Source organism: Novosphingobium sp. 9, from assembly GCF_025340265.1.
GTDB lineage: Bacteria > Pseudomonadota > Alphaproteobacteria > Sphingomonadales > Sphingomonadaceae > Novosphingobium.
On the sequence record NZ_CP022707.1, the window covers coordinates 633975 to 649485 of the forward strand.

At 65.4% G+C, this 15511-nt stretch carries 13 protein-coding genes and 1 pseudogene; 5 read left to right on the forward strand and 9 right to left on the reverse strand.

Going from position 1 to position 15511, the window contains the following annotated elements; translation table 11 throughout:
• Positions 1–33: 33 nt before the first annotated feature.
• Together CI805_RS03130 and CI805_RS03135 are read left to right on the forward strand one after the other, a co-directional pair.
• Complete coding sequence (locus tag CI805_RS03130) at positions 34–1242, forward strand: DUF445 domain-containing protein (protein ID WP_260927744.1); 1209 nt, start codon at positions 34–36, stop codon at positions 1240–1242.
• A 26-nt stretch (positions 1243–1268) separates the two neighbouring features.
• Positions 1269–1808 carry a GNAT family N-acetyltransferase gene (locus CI805_RS03135; protein ID WP_260926190.1) on the forward strand — a complete coding sequence of 180 codons (540 nt, stop codon included), beginning with the start codon at positions 1269–1271 and terminating at the stop codon, positions 1806–1808.
• Here the strand turns inward: CI805_RS03135 and CI805_RS03140 are convergent.
• From CI805_RS03140 to sucC, 4 genes and pseudogenes are all read right to left on the reverse strand, one after another.
• Positions 1773–2639: an energy transducer TonB gene (locus CI805_RS03140; RefSeq protein WP_260926193.1), complete on the reverse strand. Its 867-nt coding sequence runs from the start codon at positions 2637–2639 to the stop codon at positions 1773–1775. The genes CI805_RS03135 and CI805_RS03140 overlap by 36 nt on opposite strands.
• Before the next feature lie 185 nt (positions 2640–2824).
• On the reverse strand, positions 2825–3754 hold the full coding sequence (locus tag CI805_RS03145) for an electron transfer flavoprotein subunit alpha/FixB family protein (protein ID WP_260926194.1): 930 nt from the start codon (positions 3752–3754) through the stop codon (positions 2825–2827).
• Between the two features lie 29 nt (positions 3755–3783).
• Positions 3784–4530, reverse strand: a complete 747-nt coding sequence (locus CI805_RS03150) for an electron transfer flavoprotein subunit beta/FixA family protein (RefSeq protein ID WP_260926195.1) — start codon at positions 4528–4530, stop codon at positions 3784–3786.
• 235 nt (positions 4531–4765) lie between these two features.
• A pseudogene (sucC, locus tag CI805_RS03155) lies at positions 4766–5961 on the reverse strand (ADP-forming succinate--CoA ligase subunit beta).
• A 238-nt stretch (positions 5962–6199) separates the two neighbouring features.
• Here sucC and CI805_RS03160 point away from each other — a divergent pair.
• Together CI805_RS03160 and CI805_RS03165 are read left to right on the forward strand one after the other, a co-directional pair.
• On the forward strand, positions 6200–7006 hold the full coding sequence (locus CI805_RS03160) for a 3'(2'),5'-bisphosphate nucleotidase CysQ (protein WP_260926196.1): 807 nt from the start codon (positions 6200–6202) through the stop codon (positions 7004–7006).
• 118 nt (positions 7007–7124) lie between these two features.
• Entirely contained in the window at positions 7125–8057 is a 933-nt protein-coding gene (locus CI805_RS03165) for an alpha/beta hydrolase family esterase (protein ID WP_260926197.1), read from the forward strand.
• 316 nt (positions 8058–8373) lie between these two features.
• Here CI805_RS03165 and CI805_RS03170 read toward each other — a convergent pair whose 3' ends face one another.
• From CI805_RS03170 to CI805_RS03180, 3 genes are all read right to left on the reverse strand, one after another.
• Complete coding sequence (locus CI805_RS03170; RefSeq protein ID WP_260926206.1) at positions 8374–9171, reverse strand: LytR/AlgR family response regulator transcription factor; 798 nt, start codon at positions 9169–9171, stop codon at positions 8374–8376.
• Positions 9172–9339: 168 nt separating this feature from the next.
• Complete coding sequence (locus tag CI805_RS03175) at positions 9340–10530, reverse strand: sensor histidine kinase (RefSeq protein WP_260926208.1); 1191 nt, start codon at positions 10528–10530, stop codon at positions 9340–9342.
• 81 nt (positions 10531–10611) lie between these two features.
• Positions 10612–11400, reverse strand: a complete 789-nt coding sequence (locus tag CI805_RS03180) for a DsbA family protein (RefSeq protein WP_260926209.1) — start codon at positions 11398–11400, stop codon at positions 10612–10614.
• 158 nt (positions 11401–11558) lie between these two features.
• On the opposite strand from CI805_RS03180, the gene CI805_RS03185 reads away from it, so the two are divergent.
• Positions 11559–12125: a hypothetical protein gene (locus tag CI805_RS03185; protein ID WP_260926211.1), complete on the forward strand. Its 567-nt coding sequence runs from the start codon at positions 11559–11561 to the stop codon at positions 12123–12125.
• 12 nt (positions 12126–12137) lie between these two features.
• Here CI805_RS03185 and CI805_RS03190 read toward each other — a convergent pair whose 3' ends face one another.
• Together CI805_RS03190 and CI805_RS03195 are read right to left on the reverse strand one after the other, a co-directional pair.
• Entirely contained in the window at positions 12138–13556 is a 1419-nt protein-coding gene (locus CI805_RS03190) for a M48 family metalloprotease (RefSeq protein WP_260926213.1), read from the reverse strand.
• A gap of 461 nt (positions 13557–14017) precedes the next feature.
• The gene (locus tag CI805_RS03195) at positions 14018–15424 is read right to left on the reverse strand and encodes a hypothetical protein (RefSeq protein WP_260926215.1); all 1407 of its coding nucleotides are present in this window, start codon (positions 15422–15424) and stop codon (positions 14018–14020) included.
• Positions 15425–15511: the final 87 nt, after the last annotated feature.

The following is a 15511-nucleotide window of genomic DNA, read 5'->3' on the forward strand; positions in this document are numbered from 1 at the left end:
CAGATCGAGGCGTTCCCCGACCGGGCACGGCGCATGCGGATCGTGGCGACATGCCTGCTGGTGGTGATGGCAGTGGCCTTCGTGCTGCTGCGCAAGTTCGGCGGCACGGCGCCCGGCTGGGGCTATGCCATCGCCTTTACCGAAGCGGCGATGGTCGGCGGTCTGGCGGACTGGTTCGCAGTGACGGCGCTGTTCCGCCGTCCGCTGGGCCTGCCGATCCCGCATACCGCGATCATCCCCACCAACAAGGACCGCATCGCCGATTCGATGGCGCGGTTCCTGCGCGAGAATTTCCTCACGCCGCAGGTCGTCGCGCGGCGGATGACCGCTTTCAACCTCGCGAACGCGGCGGGCGAGTTCCTCACCGCACCGCGCGGCGGAGCCTCCGGGCGTATCCATACCGGCGCGGGCAACCTGCTGGCCGATGTGCTCGAATCGCTCGATACCGAGCGGCTGGGACTGCAGGTGCGTGCCGGGCTCGCCCACCAGCTGGAGAAGGTCGAGGTCGCGCCCCTCATGGGCCAGATGCTCGGCGCCGCGATCGCCGACGGGCGCCACCTGCCGCTGATCGAAAGCGCGGTCCGCTGGGCCGGGCACACGCTGGAGGCCAACGAGGATCTCGTGCGCGAGATGATCCGTGAGCGCGCCAGTGGCCTGCTGCGCTGGACCGGGCTCGACGGGCGGATCGCCAATTCGGTGCTCGACGGGCTGTACAAGCTGATGGCCGAGATGATCGTCCAGCGCGACCATCCGCTCAAGGTCAAGCTGGAGGCGATGCTGGGTGAACTGGCGCAGAACCTCCAGCACGATCCCGAGACACGCGCCAAGGTGGAGAACGCCAAGCGCGAGATGCTGGCGAACCCGGCGCTGGGGGCGTGGTGGCAGGCCTTGTGGGACCGGCTGCGCCTGCGCCTGATCTCGGCCGCGCGCGATCCCGAAGCGGCGCTCGGCAATCACTTCTCCGGCATGCTGGGCGAAGTCGGGCAGGCGCTGCGCAGCGACCCGCGCCTGCAACGCCAGATCAACCGCTTCGCCCGCCGCACGCTCGTGGGCGTGACCGCACGCTACGGAGGCGAGATCGTGCGGCTGGTGTCCGAGACGGTGAAGCGCTGGGATGCCGTGACCGTCACCACCCGGATCGAGCGCGCGGTGGGGCGCGACTTGCAGTTCATCCGCATCAACGGCACGCTGGTCGGCGGCCTGTTCGGCCTTGTGATCCACACGCTGGAGAGGTTCCTCTGACTCGTCCTGATTCCTGGCCCGATCCGGTGCTGCGCACAACCCGTTTCGATCTGTACCGCCCGCAGCCCGGCGATCTGGACGGGCTGGTGGAGCTTGTCGCGCATCCCGAGACGCAGCGTTTCCTCGGGCTGGTCGCGTCCGATCGCAAGGGGCAGGCCGAGCGGCTGATGCGCAATGCCGGAAGCTGGGCGCTCTACGGCTACGGCACCTTCATGGTGCGCGCGCGGGGCCGGGACGAGATCGTCGCGGGCTGCGGCGTCTTCCATACCTTCCGGGGCTTTGCCGGGATGGACGATGTGCCCGAGGCCGGCTGGATCGTGCGCCACGATCATGGGGGCAAAGGCGTCGCCACAGAGGTCATGGCGGCCGTGATGGACTGGTTCGACGCGACCCATGGCTCCCGCCGGATCACTTGCATGATCGAGCAGGGCAATCTGGCCTCGGATCGCGTCGCCACGCGCCTCGGCTTCACCCGCCGCGGTGAGCACAGGCTCGACGACGGCTGTCTGCTGTGGCTCTACGAGCGGACCTTAAATGGAATAGATGATGGTCGTCGTATAATATGAGGCTACGGGTTTGCCTGAGGCATCGAGCGCCGGGGCGAAGCGGGCCAGGACGAGGATGTCGTGACAGGCCGCAACATCGAACTTCGGATCGTTATAGCTGCGCAGGATCTTGCAGTTGCTCGCCTTGCCGTCCGGATCGATCAGGACCCTGAAGTTCACGCGCCCCTGTTTCCCGCGGTCGTTCATCGCGCTGGGATAGTTGATCTTCGTGGCGATTTGGCGAAGGTTCGTCATGTGGACTTCGCGGGACAGATGGGCCTGCACGGCGGGGTCAAGACCCCAGCTTTCGACAAGTCCATCCGTACACTGGCGCATGGCTTCGAAGGGCTTGGCCATCGGGCCGGTCTTCAGCGTTACCGCATGATTGCGCCAGCGCAGGGTTATCGCGGTAACATGGGGCAAGGCTTCCGGGGCGAGGATCAGCGGCCCGTCACTGTCATCATCGCTGCCCTTGAGGGTCTGGTACATCTGCACGCTGGCCAGAAATCCGGCGATTTTCTGGCCGGAGGGTGTTGTGGATACTGCGGGCATTACCGATTTCGTGGGACTGATCGCATCGGTCCCGGTCCATTCCAGTGAAAGCGTCTCTCCGGGGCGAACGGATTCGAACGCATCGCCATTGATTGACAGCTCGAAGCCGTCGCCTGGCTCATAGCGCGTCAGGCTCATCACCACGTCGGGAGTCTTGCCGCCAAAACCACGCCGCAGCGCGCATCCGCTGTCGGTGGCGTCGAGATTCCATGGCGTGCTGGCCGCCATTGTTACCGGAGCGGGGGCTGCAAGTGCGGCGTCTGGAAGAATCACGCCGGGCAGCAAAGCGGCTGCCAGCATGAGCGCGCACGGCATCCTGAAAGCGGTCGAAAGCGCAATCGCTGATTTCACGTGAAACATCCCCCGCGCCGGTCGCCCCCCCTGAAACGACTGGCCGGATGCAAGGCTACGACGGGTCTTAAAAAGAACAACCCCCGAAGCGAGGCGCTTCGGGGGTTGTTTTCGGATCCACTATTAACTTGCTGTCACAGCTTGCCGGTCAGTTCCGGCACCGCGTCGAACAGGTCAGCGACGAGGCCGATGTCGGCGACCTGGAAGATCGGGGCGTCCTCGTCCTTGTTGATGGCGATGATCGTGCCCGAATCCTTCATGCCCGCCAGATGCTGGATCGCGCCGGAGATGCCGATGGCGATGTAGACGTCGGGGGCGACGATCTTGCCGGTCTGGCCGACCTGGTAATCGTTGGGGACATAACCCGCATCGACCGCCGCACGGCTGGCGCCGACGGCGGCACCCAGCTTGTCGGCCAGCGGCATGATGATCTGCTCGAACGTGGCCTCGTCCTTCAGGGCGCGACCGCCCGAGACGATCACCTTGGCGCTCGTCAGTTCGGGGCGTTCCAGCTCGGCAATCTCGGCGCCGACGAAGCTGGACAGGCCTGCATCGTTCACACCCGAGACGTCCTCGATGGCGGCGGAACCGCCGGTGGCCTCGGCCTTGTTGAAGGCGGTGGCGCGCACGGTGACGACCAGCTTGGCATCGCTCGATTCGACCGTGGCGATGGCATTGCCCGCATAGATCGGACGGGTGAAGGTCTTCTCGCCCTCGACCGAGAGGATGTCCGACACCTGCATCACGTCGAGCAGCGCGGCGACGCGCGGCGCGAGGTTCTTGCCGGTGGTGGTGGCAGGCGCGAGGAACGCGTCGTGATGGCCCATCAGGTCCACCACCAGCGGCGCGAGGTTCTCGGGCAGCGCGTGGGCATAGGCCGCGTCGTCCGCCAGATGGACCTTGGCGACCCCGGCGATCTGTGCGGCGGCCTCGGCCACGGCACGGCAACCGGCGCCTGCGACCAGCAGGTGAACCTCACCCAGCTTCGCAGCGGCGGTGACGGTGGAAAGTGTGGCGTCCTTGACGGAAGCGTTGTCGTGTTCGACCCAGACGAGCGTCTTCATAATCTCAGATCCTTTTCCGAGCCGCGCCCTCAGGCGACGCCCAGTTCCTTGAGCTTGGCGACGAGCGCATCGACACTGTCGACCTTGATGCCGGCGGCGCGCACCGGCGGCTCGGCGACCTTCAGGGTCTTGAGGCGCGGCGCGATATCGACGCCGAAGTCGGCGGGCGTCTTGGTGTCGAGCGGCTTCTTCTTTGCCTTCATGATGTTGGGCAGCGAAGCATAGCGCGGCTCGTTCAGCCGCAGGTCGGTGGTGACGATGGCGGGCAGGGCCAGCTTCACCGTCTCCAGACCGCCATCGACTTCGCGGGTCACGGCGACATGATCGCCCTCGATCACGACCTTGCTGGCGAAGGTGCCCTGCGGACGCCCGGAGAGCGCGGCGAGCATCTGGCCGGTCTGGTTCGCGTCGTCGTCGATCGCCTGCTTGCCCAGGATCACGAGGCCGGGGGCCTCTTCATCCATGACGACTTTGAGAATCTTGGCGACGGCGAGCGGTTCGACCGTCTCTTCGGTCTCGATCAGGATCGCGCGGTCGGCACCCATGGCCAGCGCATCGCGCAGCACGGTCGAGGCCTTGGCCGGGCCGATCGAGACCACGACGATCTCCTCAGCGCCGCCCGCTTCCTTGATGCGGATGGCTTCCTCGACGGCGATCTCGTCGAACGGGTTCATGCTCATCTTGACGTTGGCCAGGTCAACACCCGTACCATCCGCCTTGACGCGCGGCTTCACGTTGTAGTCGATCACCCGCTTCACGGGCACGAGGATCTTCATCGGGATCTGTCCTCTCTCGGCGTGGGACGGTTGTTTAACCGTGCAATTAACATGCTTTTGACGCCCTATCGCCCAGCTTTACGTATACGTCAAGTCCGGTCCGGCAAACGGCCGGGAAGCATACGATGATATGGGGAAAGGGCGCGGCAAAAGCGGACACCTGCCGCAGATACGCAAACGGCGGAGGTCTGCAAACCCCCGCCGCCAGCAATCTTTTGTTTTCGAGGGGTAAGGCTTACGCGGCCTTGACCTCGGCAACGATCTTCTTGGCGGCATCGCCAAGGTCGTTCGCGGGAACGATCGGCAGGCCCGAGTTGGCGAGGATGTCCTTGCCTTCCTGAACGTTGGTGCCTTCCAGACGGACCACGAGGGGAACCGAGAGGTTCACTTCCTTGGCCGCTGCGACGATGCCCGCCGCGATGATGTCGCACTTCATGATGCCGCCGAAGATGTTCACCAGGATGCCCTTCACGGCGGGATCCGAGAGAATGATCTTGAACGCAGCCGTCACCTTCTCGGTGGTGGCGCCGCCGCCCACGTCGAGGAAGTTGGCGGGGAACATGCCGTTCAGCTTGATGATGTCCATCGTCGCCATGGCAAGGCCGGCGCCGTTGACCATGCAGCCGATGTCACCGTCGAGCTTGATGTAGGCGAGGTCGTACTTCGATGCCTCGATCTCGGCGGGGTCTTCCTCGCTCTCGTCGCGCAGCTCGGCGATGTCCTTGTGGCGGAACATCGCGTTCGAGTCGAAACCGACCTTGGCGTCGAGCACCAGAAGGTTGCCTTGCTCGGTCAGCGCGAGCGGGTTGATCTCGATCTGCGCGGCGTCGGTGTCGAGGAACGCGGCGTAGAGCGACGAGGCAACCTTGGCGGCCTGCTTCGCCTGCTCACCGGTCAGGGCGAGGGCGGCAGCGACGGCGCGGCCGTGGTGCGGCTGGAAACCGGTGGCCGGATCGACGGCGAAGGTGTGGATCTTCTCGGGGTCGAGTGAGCGACTTCCTCGATGTCCATGCCGCCTTCGGTCGACACGACGAATGCGACGCGACCGGTGGCGCGGTCGACGAGCAGGGCAAGGTAGAATTCCTTGGCGATGTCGGCACCGTCGGTGATGTAGAGGCGGTTCACCTGCTTGCCCGCTTCACCGGTCTGGATGGTGACGAGCGTGTTGCCGAGCATGTCGGCAGCGTGGGCGCGAACCTCGTCGAGGTTGAAGGCCAGGCGGACACCGCCCTTGGCTTCGGGAGCGAGTTCCTTGAACTTGCCCTTGCCGCGGCCACCGGCGTGGATCTGCGACTTCACGACATAGAGCGGTCCGGGGAGCTTCTTGGCGGCCTCGACCGCTTCCTCGACCGTGAACGCTGCGTGACCGGCCGCGATCGGTGCGCCGTACTTCGCGAGCAGTTCTTTCGCCTGATATTCGTGGATGTTCATCGCTGGATCGCCTTCCTTCTGAAGTTCGACTCTACCAAAATGTTATCGGACGGGAGGCGCCCGGGTCGGTGACGATGCTCCCGCGCGGGTGCATGGTGCGCCCGTCTTGGCTGCCGCATAAGCACATCGCGGCGCGCTTGAAAAGTCCCGCTTCCTGCGCAAATCGGGAGTCGGGCATGATTTCGGCCCGATTGTTTTGATATGAAGACGCAATATCAATAATGAACGGAAAAACGCGATGATCGACCGTCAGCGACTGGATGCCATCGTGCGCGAGGCCGGACGAATCGCGCTGGGCGCCTGGCCGGGCGACGGTCATGCGCTCGAAGCCTGGGAAAAGACACCGGGCAGTCCGGTGTGCAGCGCCGACCTTGCGGTGGACGCCTTCCTCAAGCGCGAATTGACGCAATTGCTGCCTTCTGCGGGCTGGCTTTCCGAGGAAACCATCGACTCGGTGGAGCGACTCGGGAATGGCCTCGTCTGGCTGGTCGATCCGATCGACGGAACGCGCGATTTCATCGCCGGACGGCCGGGCTGGTCGGTCTCGGTAGCGCTGGTGAGCGCGAGCCGCCCGTTGCTGGGCTATCTCTACGCCCCGGTCCGGGCCCGCGAGTCGGGCGGCGAGATGTGGGTGGCCGAGGCCGGGCACGGCGCCTTCCGCAATGGCGCCCCCTTGCGGGCCAGCACGCGCGGCGAGATCACCGGCGCGCGCTTTCCGGCGCGTGACCTGATGGCCGAGGAGTCCGACCTCGTGCGGATCGAGCCGCCCAACTCGATTGCGCTGCGCATCGCCATGGTGGCGGCCGACGAGGCGGACCTGCTCGCCAGCCTGCGCTGGGGCTACGAATGGGACATCGCCGCCGCAACGCTGATTGCGCGCGAGGCGGGCGCGACCGTCACCGATGCCTTCGGCGGCAAGCTGGACTTCAACCAGCGCGATCCGCGCGCCTTCGGCGTGCTCGCCGCCGCGCCCGCGATCCACGCCGAGGCGCTCGATCGGTTGGCGGAGCGGGCGCGCAAGCTGGCAGTGCGGGGAAGGCCGTAAGGCGCGGCGCAGGTCCTGTCATAACTTGTCCGGTCATAAACCGTTACAAAGCCCGCGATCTCTGATGCGCCATCCCCGCTATTCTCGGGCGTTACCGTAAGGAAAGAGGAGCGTGCCCATGCGCAAGAGACTGACGCTGACCCTGACTCTGGCCGCGCTAGCCGGTGGCACCCTGCTGGCCGGGAGCGCATCCGCCGCCGACCCGGATGGCACCATCGAGGTCGCCGGACAGGCGCGCAGCTATTCCGTCCATGTGCCGCAAGGGCCGGTACCGCCGGGCGGCTTTCCGCTGGTGTTGGTCTTCCACGGTGGCGGCATGTCCGTGGACAGGATGAAGCAGATGACCGGGCTTGAAGCTGTGGCCGACGCGCGCCGCTTCATCGTCGTCTACCCCGAAGGCATCGATCGCCACTGGAACGATGGCCGCTCGACGATCAAGAACCCGCAGGACGACGTTCGCTTCGTTTCGGACCTGCTTGATCGGCTCCAGCGCGACTATCGTATCGATCCGGGTAGGGTCTACGCCACCGGCGCGTCCAACGGGGCGTTGTTCGCCGAGCGCGTGGGGTGTGAACTCTCAGGCCGGATCGCTGGAATCGCGGCAGTTGCAGGCACGCTACCTGTGGAGACCATAGCCGCCTGCCATCCCGTAAAGCCGCTCGCCGTGCTTCAGATCGACGGCAATGCCGACCCGATCATGCCCTATGGCGGCGGCGCGGTGAAGGATTTCGGCGGCCGGGGCGAAGGCGGGCTGGTGACATCGGTGGCCGATACGGCTGCGTTCTGGGCGCGGCATAACGGTTGCGGTGCGCCCGGTGCGCCGGAGCCGCTGCCGGTGCGCGCGCCGCTCGATCCGACGCGGGTCATACGGATGCGCTACACCGCCTGCATGGCGGGGACGCGGGTAACGGTGCTGACGGTGGAGGGTGGCGGCCACGTCTGGCCCGGTTCGTCGATGCCTGCCTTCCCGAGGATCACCGGCGCGCCCAGCCGCCAGATCGACGCGAGCGAGGCGATAGCGACGTTCTTTCTGACACTGCCGCGACGGTAGGAAAGGAAAGGCGGGTTTGAATTTACGCCTTATTCCTTTGTCATCCCTATGAATATTCCCTCGTCATCCCCGCGAAGGCGGGGATCCAGCTTTCTTGTTCATCTGGTCGTAGCCTGTCACTGGATCCCCGCCTTCGCGGGGATGACGAAAGGGGGTAGTGGCAAAGACATTCTGGAGTCACATAAGCTGGGCGATTACGCTGCTCGGCCGGCCATCGGCGCTTCGGAAATTGTGGGTGTTATTTCGGCGCCACGAAAAAAGCCGGACCTCTCGCGAGGCCCGGCTTTCTGGAAATTCCGGCAGATTGCCGCCCGTATCAGTGGACGAAGCGGGCGATCACGTCGCGGTAGGAGCGCGAGACTTTCACCTGCGCGCCCGAGCCGAGCACCAGGAAGCATTCGCCGTTGGTGTGCGGCTTGACCTGGCGGACCTGGTTGAGGTTGACGATGGTCGAGCGGTGGACGCGCTGGAACATGCGCGGGTCGAGGCGACGCTCCAGATCCTTCATCGTCTCGCGCAGGATCAGCGAATTGTCGGCGGTGCGGATGCACATGTAGTCACCGGCGGCCTCGATATGCTCGATCGAATCGACGTCGATGCGGAAGATCTGGCCGCGATCCTTGATGTTGATGAGCTTCTCGTAACGGTCGGCGCCGGCCTCGATTTCCTCGGGCAGCGCCTCGATGGCATCGGGAGCGACTTCGGCGAGCACGGTCTTGAGCTTCTCGGCCTCGTCTGCCGAACGCTTTTCTGCCAGACGCTGGCGCACGCGGGCGAGCGTATCGTCCAGCTTGTCCTCTTCCACCGGCTTCATCAGGTAGTTCACCGCGTTCGCCTCGAAGGCGCGCACGGCGTGTTCCTGATAGGCGGTGACGAAGACGAACAGCGGCGGCTCGATCTCCATCACGCCTTTCACGACGGAAAAGCCGTCGAAACCGGGCATCTGGATATCGAGGAACACGAGGTCGGGCTTCTCGGTCTTGATCTTGCGGATCGCCTCGCGACCATTCGAACAGGTGTCGATGATCTCAAGGTCGGGGTACTTTTCCAGACGGAGCTGCAGCCCCTGGATCGCCAGTTTTTCATCGTCGACGAGGATGGTGCGGATGGTCATTCAGTTAGGTCTCCGGCGCCAGCAACGTATGGGAGCGGATTATGTTGCACCGCCCTGCCGATATTTTTCGTGCTGACTGAATTGCGCTGACTGGCTCGTGATCTTTATGGTTTGCGATCTCGCTGGTGAGGGCCTTTTGTGTTGCCCCTTGTCTGAACGGCAGGTTGATCACCGGGCGGCGAGGGCCGGTTGACGCTCGCCGGGCGATGAATCGCCCGAAGCTGTCGCCGAAGCGCCGTTCTCTGCTTCCCGGCGCTCGGCCGGAAGCTCGATGACGACCGCGAAACCACCCTCGGGCGGCTCCACGGTATCGAAACGGTGGTTCTCGCCATAGGCCTGCGACAGGCGATCGCGGATATTGGCAAGGCCGACGCCGGTGGAGACCGGATCGCTGCCGTCGTAGCCCATGCCGTAGAGCCGGTTGTCGGTGGTCGGCGTCTGCAATCCCGGCCCGGTGTCGGAGACGGTCACGCGCAGCATGGTGCTGCCGATCAGCTGCGTGGCGATCGTGATTTCGGCGCCCATCTCCAGCTGCGAGACGGCGTACTTGATCGAGTTCTCGACCAGCGGCTGGAGCAGCAGCGAGGGGATCAGCACCGTTTCGGTGTCGGGCTCGATGGTGAAGGTAGTGCGCAGCCGTTCCTCGAAGCGCATGCGCTCGATATCGAGGTAGAGCTTGAGCGTCTCCACCTCCTGCGCGACGGTGTTGGTGGCAGAGGGCTTGTTCACCAGCGTGTAGCGCAGGAACGAGGACAGGCGGCTGAGCATCGCATTGGCGGGCTCGGTCTGCTTGAGCAGCACCAGCGTCGAGATCGAGTTCAGCGTGTTGAACAGGAAGTGCGGGTTCAGCTGATAGCGCAGCATCGCCAGCTGCGCCTGCGTCGCCTGATTCTCCAGCTGGATCAGCTGGTCGTTCTGCTCCTCGATGCGCAGATAATAGTTGATCGCGTAATAGAGCGCGGACCATGCGCCCAGCAGTGTCGCGTCGAGGTAGAAGTAGCCGAGAAACAACTGGGTCGAGGACGCGTCGCTGTCGGCGCGGTAGAGCGACATCACCCAGCCGTCGATGAAGGCATGCAGGCCCACGGCACAGGGCAGCACCAGCGCGGTCAGGCCCCAGGTGACGACCGGGCGCCTTGCGATCAGCGCGCGGTAGATCACCGAGAGCACCAGCGAGATCGAGAACCCGGTGATCGTCGCGATCAGCAGCAGCACCAGAATGGAGAGCTGCGGGTTGTTGGCGATCTGCGAAAGCGCGCGCAGCAGCATCGCTCCGCCCCAGCCGACCGCCTGAAGGCGCCAGAACGCCTTGTCCTTGTCGGCGAAGAACGGAATGGGCTGGATCGGCAGGACGTTCATGGGGCCATTTCTAGACGAAAAGCGGCGAAAGCCGAAATTTCAGAGGCGTGAGCGGGGCAAACAGGGTCAGAGGTGCGGTGATCAGCTGTTTGCGCTGTTGCCGGGTGTGCTTTCGACTGGCGTGCTGCCGGGCGTGCTCTGGAAGTTGGCGCCATCGCTCGAGCCACCCTTGCGCGCGGTATCGACGGCCTGTGCCAGCTGGTCGATCGGCACCGCGCCTGCGATCAGCTGGTCGCCCGCGATCCAGCTGGGCGTACCCTGGAAGCCAAGGCGGTTGGCGATCTCCATGTTCGCCGCAAATTCCTGCTGGAGCGCCGGGTTGGCGACGAAGGCCTTGGCGCGGTCCATGTCGAGCCCGGCCTTCTGCGCGGCGGCGGCGATGGTGTTGGCATCGAGCTGGCCTGCCGCGAACATCGCATCGTGGAAGGCGCGGAACTTGCCCTGTGCGGCGGCGGCGAGCGCCATCTTGGCGGCATCGGGGCTGGCCGGGCTGATGATCGGCAATTCGCGGATCACCACTTTCAGGTCCGGGTTCTTGGCGATCAGCGCTTCGAGATCGGGCAGGCTGCGGCGGCAGTAGCCACAGGCATAGTCGGAGAATTCGACCAGCGTGACCTTGCCGTTCGGGTTGCCGAGCACGGCACCGGGGAAGGGCGTTTCCACCATCTGGCGCACGCCTGCCAGCTGCTGGCTGGCCTGCTTGGCCTGCAGGCGCTCCATCGCTTCGGGCAGGATTTCGGGGTGATCGAGGATATAGTCATGCACCACGCCTTCCACCGCGACGCGCCCGTAATGCCGGGCCGACCAGCCGCCGATCCCGACGAGGACGAGGCAGCCGAAAACGGCGGTGAGCTTGGTGGCAGTACCCATGAGACGTGAAAAACCCTTGTCGTAATCCATCGGGCGCCCGCAACGGGGCGCATCCTTCGCGGCGTGTGTAGCACGGGATCGCGGCCATGCGACCAGCCGATTTGCGCCAGACTGATTTAGCCATGGAGCCTCAGTGCTCCGGCGCTATAGTCTCTGTCATGTCGATGTATTTCCGCCGTTTCCCGCTCGCCGTTCTGGCATTTGCCGCTGCATCGGGCGTAGGTGCCCCGGCTCTCGCGGCGCCTGCGCTGGAGGATTTCTTCGCCGCAGCGGTGTGCCAGCCGCCCTATTCGGTGCAATCGGCCACCGATCTCTACGATGCTGCCGAGACGTTCGCCAAGCCGGACACCTCGACGATGGGCGCGGCGATCTATCGCCTGCCCAAGCCGGTCACGCGCGATGGCTTCACCACGCAGGACGCGGTTTTCGCAGGGTCTGCCGTCGGCGTGCTGATCGATGGTGAGGTCGCCGCGAAGCTCGCAGAGCGCTATCACCTGACGCAGGAGGAAGGGCACATGCTCGGCGCCTCCTCGCTGGGCTTTTCGCGCGTGCTGCCCGACGATCAGCAGCAGATGAAGGAGTTCGGCCTCGTCTCGCTGGTGGCGCGGCAGGGGCCGGCGCTGAACGGCAAGACGCTGCTCGCCTGCGAATTCGTCAGCAACGAGGACCGCGCCGCGCTGGAGGAGCTCAACAAGCTCGTCGCCGCGCACCGCCGGGGGGAATAAAAACTCCCCTCCCTATTTCTTCCTGTCTCCGCCCAGTTCGGCGCGGGCCTGGAACTCGATGTCCTGCGCGTGCAGCCAGTCGGGCGAGCCGGTCGGTAACCCTGCCTCGGCGGCCTGCGCGTTGATCAGCGCCTCGCCCATTTCGCCGGTGAGCGACTGCTGCTCGGCACTGGCAAGCCGGGCACGGGGAATGTCGCCGTTGCGGGCATAGATCACCCCCAGCTGATACCACGCGAAGGGGTTCTCGCGGTCGCGCGCGACGGCATCCTTCAAGACCTGCTGTGCTTCCGCATAGTGCGCGGGATCTTCGGTGGAGAGCATCGCGTGGCCGAACAGCGTGGCGATCAGCGGCTGGTTGTTGCTGAGCTGCGTTGCCTGTCGCAGCGGATCGATGGCCTCGGCAGGGTGCCCGGCCTCCAGCAGGATCTGGCCTTTCAGTTCGAGGAAATAGGGATCTTTCGGGTCGGTCGTCAGCAGCGCATCGGCGTCGGCCAGCGCCCGGTCGAGTAGCGATTCCTTGTGATAGGCATAGGCTCTGGCATAGAGCGCGGGGATCGAGTTGTCGGTCTCGGGATAGACCTTCAGCGTATCGGCAGGCGTCGCCAGATAGCCGAACAGCTTGGCCTTGATGCGCAGGAAGCGCGTCTGCATCGCCGGATCGTCGGGCTTGGTCCATGCCGGATCGTGCTCGTAGGTGTCCGAAAGCGTCTGGATACGGTCGGCGGTCAGCGGGTGGGTGGACCAGAACGAGCTCTGGTCCTTCTGGCTGTAGCCGTAGCGGTATTCCATGTTCAGCAGCTTGTTGAAGAACGCCAGCGAACCGCGCCCGCTGATCCCGGCCTTCGACAGATAGCTGGCGCCTGCCGCGTCCGCAGAAGCCTCCTGCGAGCGGGTGTAGGACAGGAACGTGCCCGCCGCTGCCTGCTGGCCCGCCGCGAACACGCCCATGCCTGCTGCCGGACTGCCCGCCGCTGCCGCTGCCGCGCCCAGCAGCAGCGAGAGGATCGAGATGCGCGTCGCATCGCTCGCCCCCGGATTATAGATCGCATGGCCGCCTGCGACGTGGCCGAGTTCATGTGCGATCACGCCCTGCACCTCGGCGGCGCTGTCCGCCATGTTGACGAGGCCGGAGTTGACATAGACCACCTGACCGCCCGCCACGAAGGCGTTCACTTCGGGATCGTTGACCAGCACCACGTCGACATTATTGGGATCGAGGCCCGAAGCCTTGATCAGCGGCGCGGAGAGATCGTGCAGGAACGCCTCGGTCTCGGCATCGCGCAGCACCGTCTGCGCGGCGACCGGCACGGCACTCCCGGCAAAGGCGCAAAGCACCGCCAGCGCGGCACCTGCCCGCTTCCAGCCACCCGACAGGGCAGGGCGACGAGGCAGGGTCGTGGATCGGTGCAGGTTTGGCAGCAAGTTCGGCATGGGCTCCCTCAGGGGCTCCCTTTGAACCGCCGGAGCCCTGAACCGGGACTTAAGTGGCGGATTGCCAAGGGGCAAGGGGGACGGGCGCAGGCAGGAATTGTGCGATGGCGGGAAAGTGAGCGTTTCTGCAAACGCCCCTTTCCTCGTCATTCCCGCGAAGGCGGGAAGCCAGTAGCGACCTTGCGATAAGGGATGCCTGCCGACCTGATCCCTCCATTCTCGCCCTGGCACAAAACATTACCTCCTGCGCAAGCACCGCACCTGATCGAAAAGGGAAATCCGCCGTGGTGCGATCTCGCCAGCGATCTCGGTTTCGACGCGTTGCGCCGACTGGATTCCCGCCTTCGCGGGAATGACGAAAGTTGAAGTGAATCGGTCGTATGACCGCAATCCACCCATCTTGGACATGGGCTGTTGCCTAAGCATTCCTCGACCAGTGCTTCAACCCTGAGCCGCCCGCTTCACCGCGTCAGCAGTTTCGCGGCGCGGCGCAGCAGATCTTCGTCGCGGCTTGCCTCACCCATCACGACGATCTCGCCGCTTTCGAGGCGGCGGGTGAGCAGTACGGCGAACTCGCCCGCATGGTCGTCGAGCGCGGTGGAAAGGGGCCGCGCGGCCACGCCGCTCAGGGTTTCGCGAAGCTGCGTGTCGGCATCCGCTTTCGCCGCTGCCTTCGCCTCTGCCGCCGCACCGCTGTCGGCCCGGCGCGCGGCGCGTTCGGCCTGTACCACCGCCTTGATGCCGCCCGCCTGTAGCGCAAGGTAGCAGGCGAGCGAACCCTGTGTCAGGCCAAGGCGGCGGGCATAGGCGAGTACGGCGGCGAACTCGGTCACGCGGGTCTTGTCGTACTCGGCGCCGAACACCAGCTTGACCAGCGCGGTCAGCGGCGCACGGGCCTGCACGGAAATTCCGGCATCGGCGAGGAGTTCGGCATAGTCGTTAGGCGCATCCTCGCTGGCGAGCGCGAAGTCATGTGCCTGTCCCAGTGCCTCGTAGAGCGCACGGTGCGAGCGCTGCTCTCCCTCGATGGCGACGCGGGCCAGATCGCGGGCGGAGGCCAGGCAGTCGGCCAGCCCCATCGGCTCGGCGGTGGGCAGCGGGTAGGGCTCGGCCGCCGGATCGCTGCCGGCCAGCGCCGCGAAGCCGAAGCCGACGCTGGGCATCGCGAAGTCGCCTGCGGCATCCGCTTCGGGGCCGTCTGCCCAGTCGGTCAGCGCAAAGCCGGTGAGCGGCAGGGCATCGGCGAAGGCGGCGGGCAGGCGCGGCTGCGGCGCATGCGTTTGCGTGCGAGCGGGTGAGGCCGCTGCGTCCGGGGTGCTCGCGGTTGCGCTCTGCTCCTTCCAGTTGATGACGCCGAAGATATGGTCGATCCGCGAATCGCCGGCAGCGAACGGCAGCAGGATGCCGCGATAGAGGATCGTCGCCTCGGCGGCGTTGACGAACTCGGCCTCGAAGCCGATCGGCGCGCGGTTCGCCAGAATCTGCAGGTAATGGTCGGTGATGCGCGAGAGCAGCGAGCGGGGCGGGATCGCCTCTACATCGACGGCGCCCGAAGCAAGCCCGGCCTCGCGCGCCAGATCCTCACCGATTCGCACGACGCGGGCCTGCGGCAGGTCCGACGCGCTGTCAGTATCGAGGCGCAGCAGCACCGAGCGCGGGCCGAAGCCATGGTCGCCTTCCGGGTTCAGTGCGTCGATCGCGGGGAACTGGCGACCGTTCAGCAGGCTGGCCCACAGGTTGTAGGCGCGCACCTGCATGCGCCGCTCGTCACGCGGACGGGCAGGCGGCGATGTGAATGCGTCCTCGCCGGTTTCGGGCGAGCGGGTTTGCGCCTCCGGGCTGTCGTACGGGTCGCGCAAAATATCCATCGAAGGGGCCTCGGCACTGAAAGTCGCGAGGCACCTTGCCGCAGCGGGGTAAAATAACGCTTAAATGCGCCTCAAGCCCGCTCTCCC

Excerpts from the sequence above, each read along its gene's own strand:
- CI805_RS03185 (WP_260926211.1), top strand. The coding sequence starts at position 11,559 with ATGTCGATGTATTTCCGCCGTTTCCCGCTCGCCGTTCTGGCATTTGCC.
- CI805_RS03180 (WP_260926209.1), bottom strand. The coding sequence starts at position 11,400 with ATGGGTACTGCCACCAAGCTCACCGCCGTTTTCGGCTGCCTCGTCCTC.
- CI805_RS03145 (WP_260926194.1), bottom strand. The coding sequence starts at position 3,754 with ATGAAGACGCTCGTCTGGGTCGAACACGACAACGCTTCCGTCAAGGAC.
- CI805_RS03170 (WP_260926206.1), bottom strand. The coding sequence starts at position 9,171 with ATGACCATCCGCACCATCCTCGTCGACGATGAAAAACTGGCGATCCAG.
- CI805_RS03175 (WP_260926208.1), bottom strand. The coding sequence starts at position 10,530 with ATGAACGTCCTGCCGATCCAGCCCATTCCGTTCTTCGCCGACAAGGAC.
- CI805_RS03190 (WP_260926213.1), bottom strand. The coding sequence starts at position 13,556 with ATGCCGAACTTGCTGCCAAACCTGCACCGATCCACGACCCTGCCTCGT.
- CI805_RS03160 (WP_260926196.1), top strand. The coding sequence starts at position 6,200 with ATGATCGACCGTCAGCGACTGGATGCCATCGTGCGCGAGGCCGGACGA.
- CI805_RS03165 (WP_260926197.1), top strand. The coding sequence starts at position 7,125 with ATGCGCAAGAGACTGACGCTGACCCTGACTCTGGCCGCGCTAGCCGGT.
- CI805_RS03150 (WP_260926195.1), bottom strand. The coding sequence starts at position 4,530 with ATGAAGATCCTCGTGCCCGTGAAGCGGGTGATCGACTACAACGTGAAG.
- CI805_RS03140 (WP_260926193.1), bottom strand. The coding sequence starts at position 2,639 with ATGCTGGCAGCCGCTTTGCTGCCCGGCGTGATTCTTCCAGACGCCGCA.
- CI805_RS03195 (WP_260926215.1), bottom strand. The coding sequence starts at position 15,424 with ATGGATATTTTGCGCGACCCGTACGACAGCCCGGAGGCGCAAACCCGC.
- CI805_RS03130 (WP_260927744.1), top strand. The coding sequence starts at position 34 with ATGCGGATCGTGGCGACATGCCTGCTGGTGGTGATGGCAGTGGCCTTC.